13 protein-coding genes are annotated in these 14,262 nt (G+C 72.2%); 6 read left to right on the forward strand and 7 right to left on the reverse strand.

All coding sequences use genetic code 11. From position 1 onward, the window contains the following. The first annotated feature begins 9 nt into the window (after positions 1–9). The 3 genes from ACFWIA_RS02415 to aztD all read left to right on the forward strand — a co-directional run bounded on the left by ACFWIA_RS02415 (position 10) and on the right by aztD (position 3,634). Positions 10–1,299, forward strand: coding sequence for a hypothetical protein (locus ACFWIA_RS02415; protein WP_386999603.1), 1,290 nt, complete (start codon positions 10–12; stop codon positions 1,297–1,299). Positions 1,300–1,322: 23 nt separating this feature from the next. After that, the gene (gene aztC / locus ACFWIA_RS02420) at positions 1,323–2,255 is read left to right on the forward strand and encodes a zinc ABC transporter substrate-binding protein AztC (RefSeq protein WP_386999605.1); all 933 of its coding nucleotides are present in this window, start codon (positions 1,323–1,325) and stop codon (positions 2,253–2,255) included. Positions 2,256–2,398: 143 nt separating this feature from the next. Then, the gene (gene aztD / locus ACFWIA_RS02425; RefSeq protein ID WP_386999839.1) at positions 2,399–3,634 is read left to right on the forward strand and encodes a zinc metallochaperone AztD; all 1,236 of its coding nucleotides are present in this window, start codon (positions 2,399–2,401) and stop codon (positions 3,632–3,634) included. A gap of 64 nt (positions 3,635–3,698) precedes the next feature. Here the strand turns inward: aztD and ACFWIA_RS02430 are convergent, their stop codons facing one another. The 3 genes from ACFWIA_RS02430 to ACFWIA_RS02440 are packed head-to-tail and all read right to left on the reverse strand — an operon-like array spanning position 3,699 to position 5,826. Further along, positions 3,699–4,601, reverse strand: a complete 903-nt coding sequence (locus ACFWIA_RS02430; RefSeq protein ID WP_386999607.1) for an RNA polymerase sigma-70 factor — start codon at positions 4,599–4,601, stop codon at positions 3,699–3,701. After that, positions 4,598–5,557 (reverse strand): NAD(P)/FAD-dependent oxidoreductase, encoded by a 960-nt coding sequence (locus tag ACFWIA_RS02435; protein ID WP_386999609.1) that lies wholly within the window; start codon positions 5,555–5,557, stop codon positions 4,598–4,600. The genes ACFWIA_RS02430 and ACFWIA_RS02435 overlap by 4 nt, the downstream gene beginning before the upstream one ends. Beyond that, positions 5,554–5,826: an FAD-dependent oxidoreductase gene (locus ACFWIA_RS02440; protein WP_386999611.1), complete on the reverse strand. Its 273-nt coding sequence runs from the start codon at positions 5,824–5,826 to the stop codon at positions 5,554–5,556. Before ACFWIA_RS02440 ends, ACFWIA_RS02435 begins: the two co-directional genes overlap by 4 nt. A 499-nt stretch (positions 5,827–6,325) precedes the next feature. Here ACFWIA_RS02440 and ACFWIA_RS02445 point away from each other — a divergent pair, with 499 nt between their 5' ends. The 3 genes from ACFWIA_RS02445 to ACFWIA_RS02455 all read left to right on the forward strand — a co-directional run bounded on the left by ACFWIA_RS02445 (position 6,326) and on the right by ACFWIA_RS02455 (position 8,433). Then, positions 6,326–7,201 (forward strand): hypothetical protein, encoded by an 876-nt coding sequence (locus ACFWIA_RS02445; RefSeq protein WP_386999613.1) that lies wholly within the window; start codon positions 6,326–6,328, stop codon positions 7,199–7,201. A 172-nt stretch (positions 7,202–7,373) separates the two neighbouring features. Next, a complete protein-coding gene (locus tag ACFWIA_RS02450) occupies positions 7,374–7,829 on the forward strand; it encodes an NUDIX domain-containing protein (protein WP_386999615.1) in 456 nt (151 codons plus the stop codon). Positions 7,830–7,860: 31 nt separating this feature from the next. Beyond that, complete coding sequence (locus ACFWIA_RS02455) at positions 7,861–8,433, forward strand: GNAT family N-acetyltransferase (protein ID WP_386999617.1); 573 nt, start codon at positions 7,861–7,863, stop codon at positions 8,431–8,433. Positions 8,434–8,450: 17 nt separating this feature from the next. On the opposite strand, the gene cydC is transcribed toward ACFWIA_RS02455, so the two are convergent. The 4 genes from cydC to ACFWIA_RS02475 form a co-directional block, all read right to left on the reverse strand. After that, the gene (gene cydC / locus ACFWIA_RS02460) at positions 8,451–10,142 is read right to left on the reverse strand and encodes a thiol reductant ABC exporter subunit CydC (protein WP_386999620.1); all 1,692 of its coding nucleotides are present in this window, start codon (positions 10,140–10,142) and stop codon (positions 8,451–8,453) included. After that, the gene (gene cydD / locus ACFWIA_RS02465; RefSeq protein ID WP_386999622.1) at positions 10,139–11,818 is read right to left on the reverse strand and encodes a thiol reductant ABC exporter subunit CydD; all 1,680 of its coding nucleotides are present in this window, start codon (positions 11,816–11,818) and stop codon (positions 10,139–10,141) included. Before cydD ends, cydC begins: the two co-directional genes overlap by 4 nt. 29 nt (positions 11,819–11,847) lie before the next feature. Then, positions 11,848–12,873 (reverse strand): cytochrome d ubiquinol oxidase subunit II, encoded by a 1,026-nt coding sequence (locus ACFWIA_RS02470; protein WP_386999624.1) that lies wholly within the window; start codon positions 12,871–12,873, stop codon positions 11,848–11,850. Between the two features lie 62 nt (positions 12,874–12,935). Further along, on the reverse strand, positions 12,936–14,222 hold the full coding sequence (locus tag ACFWIA_RS02475) for a cytochrome ubiquinol oxidase subunit I (protein ID WP_386999626.1): 1,287 nt from the start codon (positions 14,220–14,222) through the stop codon (positions 12,936–12,938). Positions 14,223–14,262 lie beyond the last annotated feature (40 nt).

A 14,262-nucleotide genomic window follows, 5' to 3' on the forward strand; every position in this document is an offset into this window, starting at 1 on the left:
TCACCGCTCGTGACGATCCACAGGGACCCGGCCCGCCGCCGCGCCCCGCTACCTCACGCCCCACTGCCCCGCGCGCTCGTCACCGTTCTCGTGGCCGTTCTCGCCGTCGGATGTACGACGGGCGGCGGGTCCGGGAACGAACCGGAACCGTCGGGCTCCCCGCCGCACGGTCACGTCGAGGGCGCCCGGGAGTCCGCCGAACAGCAGGCACGCCTCGTACTGAGCGACCCCGCCACCGGCGCGGCGCGGGTGCTGGACCTGATCACCGAGAAGGTGCACCGGGTCGAAGGGGTCAAGGGCGCCACCGCCCTCACCACGGACGGCCGGTTCGGGTACTTCCACGCCCCCGCCGGTGTCTCGGTGCTGGACACCGGTGCCTGGATGGTGGACCACGGCGACCACGTCCACTACTACCGGGCCGACATCCGCACCCTCGGCCGGCTGACCCCCCACGGTGGCGACGCCCGGGTCAGCAGGGGCGACGGGACGCACGTCGCCGTGACGACCGGGAGCCGGGGCACGGTGCTCCACCGGCGCGGCGATCTGGAGCAGGGGCGGATCGGCGCCGGGCGCCCCCTCACCGGCCGGCACGCCGCCGTGGTCCCCTTCCGCGATCACGTGGTGGCCGTGCCGCGCGCCGCGGGGGCCGGGGTCACGGTCCTGGACCGGGCGGGCGAGGAGACGGCGTCGCTGAAGGCGGAGTGCCGTGACCCGCGGGGGGAGGCGGTGACCCGGCGCGGTGTCGTGCTGGGCTGCGCCGACGGAGCCCTGCTGGTCCGGGCCCGGGGCGAGGAGTTCACCGCGGTCAAGATCCCGTACCCGCAGGACGTGCCCCCGGGCGAGCGGGCCCGGGACTTCCGGCTCCGGCCCGGCAGCGACACGCTCACGGCGCTCGCCGGTGACACCTCCGTCTGGGTACTGGACGTCACGGACCGAGCGTGGAAGCGGGTCGAAACGGGACCCGTGCTCGCCGCCAACACCGCCGGCGAGGGCGCGCCCCTGCTCGCCCTCGGCACCGACGGCACGCTGCGCGGCTTCGACGTCGACACGGGCGAGCGCACCGACCAAGCCGCCCTGCGCGCCCTCCCCGCCCGGGACGGCGTCCGGAACGCAGCCCGGGACGGCATCCGTGCCGGGGACGCCGGTGCGCCGGACATCGCCGTCGACCACAGCCGTGCCTACGTCAGCAACCCCGCGGCGAAACGGGTCGACGAGATCGACTACAACGACTCGCTGCGCGTCGCCCGCTCCTTCGACCTGGACATCCGGCCGGGCCTGATGGTGGAGACCGGACGATGACACCGGGCAACAGGCGCCCACCGATGCGCCGTTCGGCCCGACTCCTGCTCGGCCTCCTCATCGTGGTGGGGACGGTGCCGGCCTGTGCCGCCGGGGACGCCGACCGGCCGCAGATCGTGGTGACGACCAACATCCTCGGCGACATCACCCGTGAGGTCGTCGGCGGTGAAGCCGAGGTCGCCGTCCTGATGAAGCCGAACGCCGACCCGCACTCCTTCGGACTGTCGGCGGCCGAGGCGGCCACCCTGGAACGGGCCGACTTGGTGGTCTTCAACGGACTCGGCCTGGAGGAGAACGTCCTGAGGCACGTCGACAACGCACGCCGGGCCGGCGTGGCCACCTTCGAGGTCGGCAAGGCGGTCGAACCGCTCGCCTACCGGTCCGAGGACGGCGGCCCCGAGGCCGACGACGGGCAGCCCGATCCGCACTTCTGGACCGACCCCGACCGGGTCAGGAAGGCCGTCGACCTCCTCGCCGACCAGATCACCGCGCACGTGGACGGCGTCGAGCGGAGCGCCGTGCACCGCAACGCCCAGCGCTACGCACAGGAGTTGACGGACCTCACGTCCTGGATGACGCGGTCCTTCGACCGCGTCCCCGAGGACCGCCGGGCGTTGGTGACCAACCACCACGTCTTCGGCTACCTAGCCGACCGCTTCGGCTTCCGGGTCGTCGGAGCCGTCATCCCCAGCGGCACCACCCTCGCCTCGCCCAGCTCCTCCGACCTGCGCTCCCTCACCCGGGCGATGCGCGCGGCAGGCGTACGGACGATCTTCGCGGATTCCTCCCGCCCCCAGCGCCTGGCCGAGGTCCTGCGCCAGGAGACGGGGGGAGAGGTGAGCGTCGTCGCGCTCCACTCCGAGTCGCTGACCGAAGAGGGAGGCGGCGCGGACACCTATCTGACGATGATGCGCGCCAACACCGAGGCCATGACCACCGGCCTGACCGCGAGTTGACCACCCCCTGCGGTCCCGCTCGACCGGACACCCCACCCCCATCCCCATCCCCATGAATGACCGTGCCGCACCGCGGCGAAGAAAGGAACTCCCCAGTGAACATCCCCGTGAACACCCCAGCGAACACCCCAGCGAAGACCCCCGTGAAGAACCCGGCGAAGCACCCCGTGCGCAGTCGTGCCGTCACCGGCGCCGCTCTCGCCCTCGCCGTGTCCGTAGCCCTCACCGCCTGCGGCACGGAGGAGAAGAAGGCGGACTCCGCGCAGGCAGGAACACGAGCGGATGCCGCGAAGGCGGCGCCGAGCAGCCCGTCCGCCGCCGCACTGCGGGAGCCGCTGGTCGCCACCTTCGACGGCGGCCTCCACCTGCTGGACGGCGAGTCGCTGAAGCTCGGCAAGACCATCGACCTGCCCGGCTTCAACCGCGTCAGCCCCGCCGGTGACGACACCCATGTGATGCTCTCCACCGACAGCGGATTCCGGGCCCTCGACGCCTCCGCGCAGACCCTCACCGACATCGAGTTCAAGGGCGCCAAGCCCGGCCACGTCGTCCGCCACGCGGGCAAGACCGTCCTCTTCACCGACGGCACCGGCGAGGTCCACGTCTTCGACCCGGCCGAGCTGGCCACCGGCAAGAAGCCGAAGGGGCGCACCCACACCACCGAGGAGCCGCACCACGGAGTCGCCGTCGAGCTGGCGAACGGCGAACTGCTCACCACCCTCGGCGACGAGGAGAAGCGGGTGGGCGCCGTCGTCCTGGACGAGGACGACAAGGAGGTCGCCCGTAGCGAGGACTGCCCCGGCGTCCACGGGGAGGCCGCGGCCAAGGGCGAGGCGATCGCCCTCGGTTGCGAGGACGGGGTCCTGATCTACCGGGACGGCAAGTTCACCAAGGTCGAGTCCCCCGACGCCTACGGCCGGATAGGCAACCAGGCCGGCAGCGACGCGTCACCGATCCTGCTCGGCGACTACAAGACCGACCCCGAAGCGGAACTCGAACGACCCGAGCGGGTGTCCCTGATCGACACCCGGACCGGCAAGCTGCGCCTGGTCGACCTCGGCACCAGCTACTCGTTCCGCTCCCTGGCCCGCGGACCGCACGGCGAGGCGCTCGTCCTGGGCACGGACGGCGCCGTCCACGTCATCGACCCGGAGCAGGGCAAGGTCACCAGGACCGTTCCGGCGGTCGGCGCGTGGAAGGAGCCGCTGGACTGGCAGCAGCCCCGGCCGGTGCTCTTCGTCCGTGACCACACCGCGTACGTCAGCGAGCCCGGCAAGCGGAAGCTGCACGCCTTCGACATCGAATCCGGTGAGAAGAAGGCGTCCGTCACGCTGCCGGACGCGCCGAACGAGCTGACCGGCGTCGTCGCTGGCCACTGACGGTCGGCGCCCGACCGGCACCGTGGCGCGCCGGGGTCACTGCCGCGGCCCCGGCGCGCCCCGTTCAGCGCAGGGTGAGCGGGACCTCGGACGCGATGCGGGACAGTTTCGCCGGGTTGCGGATGTAGTAGATGCCGGTGATGCGGGCGTCCTGGACGCGCACCGCCATCACACCGTCGACCTTGCCGTCCAGCTGGACGAGGAGCGCGGGGCTGCCGTTGACCACGGTGGGGACGCCGGTGAGCCTGCTGCCCGCCTTGCCGGTGCCGCCGATGATGAAGCGGCCCACCTTCGCGGCGCCGGCGATCGGCCGCAGCGCGGCCTGCTTGACGCCCCCGCCGTCACTCACCAGCACGACGTCGGGGGCGAGCACGTCCAGAACGGCTTGCAGGTCGCCGTTCTCGAATGCGCGCTGGAGCGAATCCACGGCCGCCCGGACCTCCCCCGGGGCGACGGCCGTCCGCGGACGACGGGCATGGACGTGTCCCCGGGCGCGGTGCGCGATCTGACGGACGGCCGCGGGGCTCTTGCCGAGGGCGGTGGCGATCTCGTCGTAGCTGACGTCGAACGCCTCGCGCAGCACGAAGACGGCACGTTCGGTCGGCGACAGCGTTTCGAGGACGAGCAGGAGCGCCAGCGACACGCTCTCGGTGAGTTCGACGTCCTCGGCCACGTCCGGCGCGGTCAGCATCGGCTCCGGCAGCCAGGAACCGACGTACGCCTCCTTGCGGCGTTTCCTCGCCCGCAGTCGGTTGAGCGACTGCCGGGTGGTGATCCTGACCAGGTAGGCTCGCGGGTCGCGCACCCGCGGCAGGTCGACCTCGACCCACCGCAGCCAGGTCTCCTGGAGGACGTCTTCGGCGTCGACCGCCGAGCCGAGCAGCTCGTACGCGACGGTGAAGAGCAGGTTGCGGTGGGCCAGGAAGGCATCGGTCGCCCGGTCAGCGGTGTGGGCGTCGCTCGTCACCGCGGCCCCCTCGTGGCCCGTTCCGGGTCGGCCGGCGCCGCGTCCCGCCGCTCCTCCAGCAACTGCCGGCGCTTGGCGTCCTTGACCCACCAAGTGCGCGTACCGGGACGGCGCGCCTCGTACGACAACTGCCAGACGACGCCCTTGCAGATGAACTCCTTCAGCCCGGCGCCCGTCCGGCCGCCGAGGTGGTGCCTCCGTGCGGTGTCGTCCCTGCCGGCGAGCTGGAGGACACCGGCGCGCCGCCCCAGGCTGATGCACTGGCTGAAGAACCCCACGTCGACGGGGGCGGGGTCCTCACCGGCGATCCGGCTGAGCACCGTCTCGGCGGCCTGCGGGCCCAGCTGCACCGCGGCCTGGCAACTCATCCGGAACGGGAGACCCGAGGGGGCCGCCGCGTCCCCGGCCGCGACGACCCGTACGTCGTCCACGCTCGTCAACGTCTCGTCGGTGAGGAGGCGGCCCACTCCGTCCGTGCTGAACCCGCTGCGGTCGGCCAGGTCGGGCACCCCGAACCCGGTGGCCCACACGGTCACCGCACTGGGCAGTTCGCGGCCGTCGCCCAACCGCACGGCATCGCGCGTCACGGCCGTCACCCGCGCACCGGCGCCTTCGAGGACGCTCACACCGAGCGCGGTCAGCCGCCGGGCCACCGAGCGTCGGCCCCGGGGGTGCAGGCTCGCGCCGAGCACCCCGCCGCACACCAGGGTCACGGTGCGGCCCTCCTCCGCCAGTTCGGCGGCCGTCTCGATCCCGGTCGAACCGCCCCCGACGACCGTCACCGCGGCCGTCGGGGGCGCGGCGTCCACGGCCGCCCGCAGCCGCTGCGCCTCCTCCAGGTCGGCGATCGGGTAGGCGAACCCGGCCGCTCCGGGCACCCGCGGTGCGGTGCTGGCGCTGCCCACCGCGTAGATCAGGTAGTCGTAGCCGACCGTGCCGCCGGCCGCCAAGGTCACGCCGCGCTCAAGGTCACGCCGCGCTCGGCCGCGTCGATCCGCTGCACGCTGTCGACCACCAGACCGACGCCGCCGGCCAGCACCTTGCGGTAGTCGACGACCGCCGGGTGGGAGCCGCCCACCAACTGGTGCAGACGGATGCGCTCGACGAAGTGCGGGCGCGGGTTGACCAGCGTCACCGTCACGTCCGGGCGCTGCGTCAGCCGGTTGGCGGCCATGACGCCGGCGTATCCGCCGCCGATCACGACCACTTCGACGTTCTGGGGCATGGTGTCTCCTTCGCCTCAAGGGGGTTCGGCCTCAAGACACCGCCGGGTCCCTCGTTGTGACAACCCCGCACATCGTCCGGGCCTGGGTGCGCGAACACGCCCCCCTTCCACCGACACCACGGGCAGCGGCTGGGCGTTCAGCCGAGGCGGCGAGCCTGTTGGGATCTCCTTGGTGACGTGTCGATACGGCCGACGCCCCCGCCCTGGACGAGCCATGCTCAAGCGCAGCCGCGAAGGCCAGGTCGATTTCTCGCGTGCGAGTAGTCCCGGTACCGACGACAGCGGCACGGGCGACATCGAGCCGATGACTCCGGACTCCCCACGCATGAGAACGATTCCGAGGTCAACTCACCCTCACACATGCATACTTGAGGGTCAGGGATGGTGACAAACCGGGGGAAGCATGGAGCCTTTTGCGGTAGTTACCGAAGTGGTTCGAATGGTGGCGGCGCCCATAGGTTCGGGAGCTGCGGCCGCAGTAGGGACACGACTGGGAGACATGGTCTCCGATCGGCTGGGCATGACACCGCAGGGGCGCGCTGCCCAGGTGGCCCTGGGTGCGAACCCGCCGGACGAGACCACCGCAGCGGCGGTGCAGGACAATGCGCGGACAGTGCTGCTCGCGGAGGTGGAGCGCGATCCGGAACTGCTGTCCGAGCTCAGCGCCGCCCTGCACTCGCTGACACCGTCTTCGGGTGGACCAAATCACGGTGTCGACATCCGCGGGACGCGAAATCGCCTCAAAGGGGTGAACGTCGTAGGCGGTGATCAATCGATCATTCACAAGAACCCGCTCGCGGCGTGGCTGGCTATTGCGGGGCTCCTGGCCGTCCTGGCCGTGGGCGGCTACCTGCTTTCGCGATCGACTGATGACGCCGGCACAGCGGAACCGCTGGACAGCGCGGCCCTGACCCAGAAGGTCCTCCCCTCTGGGGACGGTCTGCCCCGAGGCTGGGAAGTGACTCACGGGCCAGAGGTGGAAAAATGTCCGCCGGAGAGGAATTGCCAGGGAGCTTTTGCGCAAGCAGAGTCGGAATGGGACATTCCGGAGGGAGGGACGGCAGGCGTGCAAGTCATCGCCTTCACGTCCAGTGGTGCCGCCTCCGACGTCTATGCGCAGATAGTTCGCGAGCTCAAAGGCGACAGGAAGCTAGACATCGCGCAGATCGGAAACGAACGAGTGGCGGTCGAGCAGGACAGTTCCACGTCCTCAGATCCGGAGTTTGAGGCGTTCGCCCGCACCGACAGCGTGCTGGTCAGGGTCGTGACATCCGGGGAGTCCGCCGACACCCTGCTGCCCAGGCTGCTCCGCACCTCCGTCGAGCGTGCCGACCAGGCTCAGCAAGGAAAAGAGCCTGACGCTGCCATGAATTGACCGGAACGCCAGCTCGCGGCCTCCCATCAGCGGTCGGTGAAGGCGCCATGGATCTGGCTCGCCGTAACAGTCGCCAGGACTTCAGCCGCGTGAAGGCGCGTTCGCCGGATGCATCTCCGCCCATGGGCCGGCGCTAGAGTCCCCGGCGGCGACCGTTGCCGTTGGAGGACCTGTGCCACATCCCCGCCGTCCGGTGAACGACGTCATGCTCATCCTCGAACGGGGGGACACGCTGCTCCTGGCCGAACGGCAGAACACGGGGTACGCCGACGGGCTCCTGAACCTGCCGTCCGGCAAGGTCGAACACGACGAGGACGTCTACGACGCGATCATCCGCGAAGCAGCTGAGGAGATCGGCGTCCGCGTCCGGCGCGAGGCGCTGCGGCTCGTCCACGTCATGTACTTCCGCAACCCCGAAGGGCAGACCAGGGTCGGATGGTTCTTCGCCACGGGCGAGTGGGACGGCGAACCGGTCAACGCGGAGCCCCACACATGCGCCGGCATCGCCTGGCACCACCGCGACCAGCTCCCGCACGACACCGTCCGCTACAACTCCCTCGGCATCGGCCACTACATCAAGGGCGAACCGGTGTCCGTGCACTGGCACGACTCCCGCGCCGATCGGTGAGCCCACGGGCACGTCATGACATCGTGACGTCATGACCATCGCCGTGCGCCCCGCCTCGACCTTCGAGGACGTCCGTACCCTGATCGGCCCGAGGTCGCCGACCGCGAACGTCTGTTGGTGTCTGAGCTACCGGATTCCGTCGAAGCTCAACAACGAGCTGCGCGGGCCGGCCCGTGGTGAGTACGTCGCCGGGCTGTGCCGTGCGGAGCCCCCGCCGGGCGTGCTCGCGTACGACGGTGACGAGCCGGTGGGCTGGGCGGCCGTGGCGCCGCGCGCGAACACCTCCTTCGCGCGCAGCCGCAAGGTGCCGTACGTCGACGACCTGCCGGTCTGGTCGCTGTGGTGCATCCGGGTCCGGCCGGGTCACCGCAAGAAGGGGATCTCGCACGCCCTGATCGCCGGTGGCGTCGAGTTCGCCCGTGCCCACGGCGCACCGGCGATCGAGGCGTACCCGCTCGACAACGGTGACGCCCGGGTCGACCTGACGATGGCGTACGCCGGCATCCGGAAGAACTTCGAACGCGCCGGGTTCACGCACGCGGCCGACACCACCTCGGTGCTCGCCGGTCACCCCCGGGTCCTGATGCGGCTCGACCTGCGCTGACGGATCGGTGCGCCTCGCTACGGGAGGAGCCGGCCGCGGTCCAAGGTCAGGATCTCGTCGGCGGCGGCGAGGCCGGCCCGCTCGTGGGTGACCAGGAGGGTGGTACGGCCGCGGGTGGCGTCGAGGACGTCGGCGAGCACGGCGGCGGCGGAGTCGGGGTCGAGCCCTTCGGTGGGTTCGTCCAGTACGAGGACCGGCGGGTCGGCCAACAACGCACGGGCCAGCAGCAGGCGTTGACGCTGGCCGCCGGACATCGCGGTGCCGTCCTCGCCGAGGAGGGTGTCCCAGCGGTCGGGCAGCGAATCGATCCAGTCCAGGAGGCGGGCCCGGTCGGCCACCGCCCGCAGCTCGGCGTCCGTGGCCCCGGGGCGGGCCAGCAGCAGGTTCGCGCGGATCGTGGTGTGGAAGACGTGCGCGGACTCGGTCACTCCGGTGATCACCCGCCGGACCTCGGCGCCCGCGCAGGCCCGCAACTCGCGCCCGCCGACCCGGACGCTCCCCGCCTCGTACGGGACGAACCGCATCAGCGTCGCGATCAGCGTCGACTTGCCGGAGCCGCTGGCGCCGAGCAGCACGACCCGCCGGCCGGCCGGAATCCGTAGGGTCAGTCCGTCGAGGGCGGGCGGACCGGCCGGGGCGTGGCGTACCCGCAGGTCGGTGATCTCGACGTCGAGTGGGCCCGCGGCGCGGACCGGGACCGGCGCGGTCGGCTCGGCGACCGGGGGCGGGGTGTCGAACAGGGCGGCCAGCCGGTGGGCCGATGCCCGTACTTCGGTGAACCGCTGGGCCGCGGCGGGCAACGGAGTCAGGGCGTCGAAGGCGACCAGGGCGAGGACCGCGAGGACGGTGAGGTGCACGGCGGGCAGCGCACCCGTGGCGTGCGAGCGCAGCGCCAGCCAGGTGACACCGACCACGGCCGCGCCCTGGAGCAGCAGCACCGCGGTGGACGCCAGGGTGGTGGTCAGGGCCGCCCGGCGCTCCAGGGTGGCGATGCGGGCTGCGGCGCGGCGGGCCCGTTCCTCGGCGCGGCGCAGGCCGCCGTACGCGGCGAGGTCCGCGGCGCCCCGGGTCAAGTCCAAGGTGTGCGTAGTGAGTTCGGCGCGGCTGGACTTCGCTGCACGGCCGGTGCGGTGGGACACGGTGAGCACCAGGGTGGGTACCGCGAGGCCGGCCACGGCCAGCAGCACACCGAGGAGGACGCCCGCCTCCGGCAGCAGTACCGCGGTCGTCGCGGTGGCGGCGGTCGCCACGACGAGGGCGGCCGATGCCGGAACCAGGACCCGCAGCAGGAGGTCCTGGGCGGCGTCGACGTCATCCACGAGTCGGGTCAGGAGGTCGCCGCTGCGGAAGGCCGGGATGCCCGCCGGAGCCAGCGGCACCAGGGCCTCGTACACCCGGGTGCGGAATCCGGCGACGGCCCGCAGCGCACCGTCGTGACCGAGCAGCCGGTCGGCGTAGCGCAGCACCCCGCGGCCCAGGGCCAGGGCGCGCACGGCGACGATCGCGAGGCTGATCGCGGCGAGCGGGGGCTGTTCGGCGGCGCGGGTGATCAGCCAGGCGGCGGTGGCCATCAGTGCGGCGCCCGCGAGGTCGCTGGCGGCTGCGGCGAGTGCGGCCGGCAACAGGCGGCGCCAGTGGGGGAGGAGGTGCCGCAGGAGCCGGACGGTGGGGCGCGGGGCGGGTGGCGTGAGTCGGGCGGCCGTGGTCATGCGGTCACCCGCGTCGGTTCGGGGGCGACGAGACGGCCCGCGCGTACGGTGACGATCCGGTCGGCGTGCGGCAGCAGGCTCGTGCGGTGGGCGACCACGACGGAGGTCCGGCCGCGCATCAGTCGGACCGTGGCACGGGTCACGGCGGCCTCGCTCTCCGGGTCGAGGTGGGCGGTCGGTTCGTCCAGCAGCAGGATCGGCGCGTCGACGAGGAACGCCCGGGCCAGGGCGATGCGTTGGCGTTGGCCGGCGGACAGTCCTGCACCGTCTTCGCCGAGCAGGGTGTCGTACCCCCGGGGCAGCGCCCGGACGAAGGAGTCCGCCGAGGCGGCGCGGGCCGCTCGCCGTACCTCGGCGTCGGTCGCGTCGGGGCAGCCCAGCCGGATGTTGTCCGCGACGGACGCCGCGAACAGGTGCGGGCGTTGCGGCACCCATGCCAACCGGGTGCGCCAGGCTTCGAGGTCCAGGCGGGCGAGATCGGTGCCGCCCACCGTGACGCGGCCCGACTCCGGGGCCACGAACCCGAGGAGCAGTGCCAGGAGCGTGGACTTGCCGGCACCGCTCGGGCCGACCAGGGCGAGCCGTTCCCCGGGGCGGACGGTGAGGGAGACGTGCTGGAGGGCGGGCGCGGCACGGTCCGGGTACTGGACGGTGACCCCGTCCAGGTGCAGGGGCGCGGTACGGGTGTCGGGGACCGGGGTACGGGCGGCGGGGCCGGCGGTGGGCGTGGCCTCGGCGTCGAGGAGGGCGAACACCCGCTCGGCGACGGCGATGCCCTCGGCGCTGGTGTGGAAGGCCGCGCCCGCCGCGCGCAACGGGGCGTACGCCTCGGGGGCGAGGAAGAGGACGACGAGGGCGGTCCGCAGGTCCGTGCTGCCGCCCAGCAGTCGTAGGCCGACCGGGACGGCGACCAGGGCGACGGAGAAGGTGGCGACGGTCTCCAGGACCAGGGAGGACAGGAAGGCCACGCGCAGGGTCCGCAGCGTGGTGCGGCGGTGGGCGTCGGCCATCTCGCCGACCACCCGGGTCTGGTGCCGCTCCCGGCCGAACGCCCGCAGCGTCGGCAGCCCGGCCACCACGTCCAGGAAGTGGCCGCCCAGTCGCGACAGCAACTGCCATTGCTGCGCCGTGCGTTGCGCGGTGTGCAGGCCGACCAGTGCACCGAAGACGGGGATCAGCGGCAGGGTGACGAGGACGACGAGCGCCGAGGTCCAATCGGTCCACGCCAGCCAGCCGACGATCGTCAGCGGTACCACCGCGGTGGCCGCTCGGGTGGGCAGGTAGCCGATGACGTAGGGGTCCAGGGCGTCGAGGCCGCGGGTGAGCAGGGTGGCCGTCTCGCCGTGGCGGTGGGCTGCGGGCCGGAGCGGGCCGGTGTGTCGCAGTCGGCCGGTGATCCGGTCGCGCAGGGTGCGCTTGGCGTCGGCCGCTGCGCGGTGCGCGAGCACCGACCGGGACCAGCTCAGCAGCGCGCGCAGGCCCAGGACGACGCCCAGCAGGGCCAGCGGTGCGAGTGGAAGCGCAGGCCCGGAGAAGCCGTCGGCGAGGGCCGTGGCCAGCAGGTTCGCTTGGGTGACGATGAGTCCTGCGCTCAGGAGCGCCAGCGCCGCAGCGTACGCCGTGTGGCGCCGCAGTGCGGGGAGTTCCTTCAGCAGTCGGCGTTCCACCGGTTTCATGCCGGAGCCCTCTCGTGTGCCTGGACGGCTCAGAAGTAGTGGGGGTGGCGGCGGCCGGTGCGGCCCCGGAAGGCCCACCAACTCCAGCTCTGGTAGGCGAGGATCAGCGGGATCACGATGACGCCGAATGCGGTCAGCACCTTCAGGGTGGCACTGTCGGCGGCTCCCTGATCGAGGGTCATGCCGGAGCCGGCGGAGCTGATCAGCACGTACGGGTAGTGGCCGGCGCCGACGAGGAGGACCGGGAGCAGGGTCGCGCAGCAGGTGGCGGTGAAGGCCCGGCCGAGGTGTCCGCGGGACAGGCACCGGTGGGCGGCGAGGAGCGCCGCGGCGAGCAGGGCGGCGATCACCGCCGAGGTGGTGCGGTTCGTCATCGAGGCGCCCGCGCCGAACAGCGTCAGCATCAGGGCGAGGGAGCCCGTGGCGCCGACCGCGCCCAGGAGCTTCGCGCCCGTCCGCCGGGCCCGGGAGGCGAGGGCCGGGGTGGACCGCAGGGCGGCGAAGGCCGCTCCGTGCGCCGCGAAGAGCAGGGCGGTGGTCACCCCGCAGACCAGCACGAACGGGGTGAGGACCGTGTCGGTGTCGAGGTGGAAGGTCCCGTCGGCGCGGCGCGGTACCCCGTGCAGCAGGAGGCCCAGGACGAGCCCCCACCCCAGGGCGGGGAGCGCGCCGCCGCACACGATCAGGGCGTCCCCGTACCGTCGGGCGCGGGCGCCGCGGGCGCGTCCGCGCAGCTGGATCGCGGCGTTGCCGAGGACCAGGCCGACGAGGATCGCCACGATCAGCGGGTACAGAGCGGTCAGCAGGGTGCCTTCGAGGTAGGGGAAGGCACCGAAGAGGACGCCGGTGAAGGCGACCAGCCAGACCTCGTTGCCCAGGAAGAACGGTGCGATGGCGGCCAGCGCGGCGTTCCGGCCGGCGGTCCCGGCGGGTGGGGGTGTGCGGTCGGCGAGGAGGGGGTGCAGCATCTGCACGCCGTAGTCGTAGCCGCCGAGCACGAAGTACCCGGCGAGCAGCAGGCCCAGTAGGGCCAGCCACAGGGTCTCCAGACTCATTTCGCTCAGCCTTCCTCGCTCCAGTAGGAGGGGTCGTGACGGGTACGGGGGCGGCGCCGGCCTCAGTAGGTCGGCACCGGTTGTTTCGCCTCGGTGCCGCCGGGCGGGTCACCGAGCGGTTCCGTGGCGCCGAGCTGGGTGGCGTCCGGGCCGCGGCGGGCGAAGCGGGCGATCAGTGTCCAGTTCGTCACCGCCAGGGCGACGAAGATCGCGACGAAGACGGTGCAGGACACCAGCAGGGAGGTCCTGCTGACCGGGGAGAGTGCGTCCTCCACCGTCAACTCGCCGTAGATGATCCAGGGTTGGCGACCCATCTCGCGTAGGGCCCAGCCGGCCAGGGAGGCGAGGAAGGGGAACGGGATCATGAGGGTCAGGAGGTGGGCGAAGGGGCGCCAGCGCCACAACCGGCCCTTCCACAGCAGGAGTACGGCGATGAGGGTGACGGTGGAGACGGCGTAGCCGATGAGGGTCATGCTCTCCATCGAGAACCGCAGCCAGTCGTGCGCGAACACGTAGTCGTCCGGTCCGTGCTCGTGGACCAGCTCGGCTTGCACCCGGTCGATGTCGCCGCCCTCCAGGGCCGCCGCCTTCATCGGCTGGCTGCGGCGGATCAGGGGGACCTGCATCTCGCCGACGGTGGCGACGAACCAGGCGGCGGGGGTGCCCACCAGGAGCGCCAGGCGCAGCGAGCCGCGGAACAGCTCGGTGTCCGGGGTGCCCCGGGCCAGGTGGTGGGCGCTGATCCCCAGGACGAGGACGGTGCCCGTCGTGAGCGCGGCGAGCGTGATGTGGGCGAGCGCGACCAGGGCGTTCGGGTTGGTGAGCAGCGCTCCGAAATCCGTCAAGTAGGCTACGCCGTCCCGTACTTCGTATCCGACGGGGTGCTGCATGAAGCCATTGGCGACCATGATCCAGTAGCCCGATGCGTAGGCGGTCAGCGTCACCAGCCAGATGAGGGTGACGTGGACGCCGCGGCGCAGCCGGCCCCAGCCGAAGATCCACATCCCGAGGAAGGTGGACTCGGCGAAGAAGGCGATGAGGGTTTCCAGGGCCAGCGGGGCGCCGAAGACATTGCCCGCGAACTTGCTCAGGCCGCTCCAACTCAGCCCGAACTGGAACTCCATGACGAGGCCGGTGACGATGCCGACCGCGTAGTTGATGACGTAGAGCTGGGCCCAGAAGCGGGTCATGCGCTCCCGGACGGCTCTCTTCGCGGGGTCACGGGTGTAGGCGGCCCGGGTGTGCATGATCGCCACGAGGGGGACGAGCCCCATGGTGAGGATCACGAACAGCCAGTGGATGCCGGTCGTGGCCGCGAACTGGAGTCGGGCCAGCTCCACAGCGCTCATGGTGCGACCTTCCTGGGCACGGGGTCGGGGTGGATGTCAT

Origin of the sequence: Streptomyces sp. NPDC127068, assembly GCF_042724695.1 — a bacterium.
GTDB lineage: Bacteria > Actinomycetota > Actinomycetes > Streptomycetales > Streptomycetaceae > Streptomyces.

What these genes read in the sequence shown, in the direction of transcription:
- cydC (WP_386999620.1), bottom strand. Translation starts at nt 10,142, where the DNA reads ATGACCACGGCCGCCCGACTCACGCCACCCGCCCCGCGCCCCACCGTC.
- ACFWIA_RS02445 (WP_386999613.1), top strand. Translation starts at nt 6,326, where the DNA reads ATGGTCTCCGATCGGCTGGGCATGACACCGCAGGGGCGCGCTGCCCAG.
- ACFWIA_RS02475 (WP_386999626.1), bottom strand. Translation starts at nt 14,222, where the DNA reads ATGAGCGCTGTGGAGCTGGCCCGACTCCAGTTCGCGGCCACGACCGGC.
- ACFWIA_RS02455 (WP_386999617.1), top strand. Translation starts at nt 7,861, where the DNA reads ATGACCATCGCCGTGCGCCCCGCCTCGACCTTCGAGGACGTCCGTACC.
- cydD (WP_386999622.1), bottom strand. Translation starts at nt 11,818, where the DNA reads ATGAAACCGGTGGAACGCCGACTGCTGAAGGAACTCCCCGCACTGCGG.
- aztC (WP_386999605.1), top strand. Translation starts at nt 1,323, where the DNA reads ATGCGCCGTTCGGCCCGACTCCTGCTCGGCCTCCTCATCGTGGTGGGG.
- ACFWIA_RS02440 (WP_386999611.1), bottom strand. Translation starts at nt 5,826, where the DNA reads ATGCCCCAGAACGTCGAAGTGGTCGTGATCGGCGGCGGATACGCCGGC.
- ACFWIA_RS02470 (WP_386999624.1), bottom strand. Translation starts at nt 12,873, where the DNA reads ATGAGTCTGGAGACCCTGTGGCTGGCCCTACTGGGCCTGCTGCTCGCC.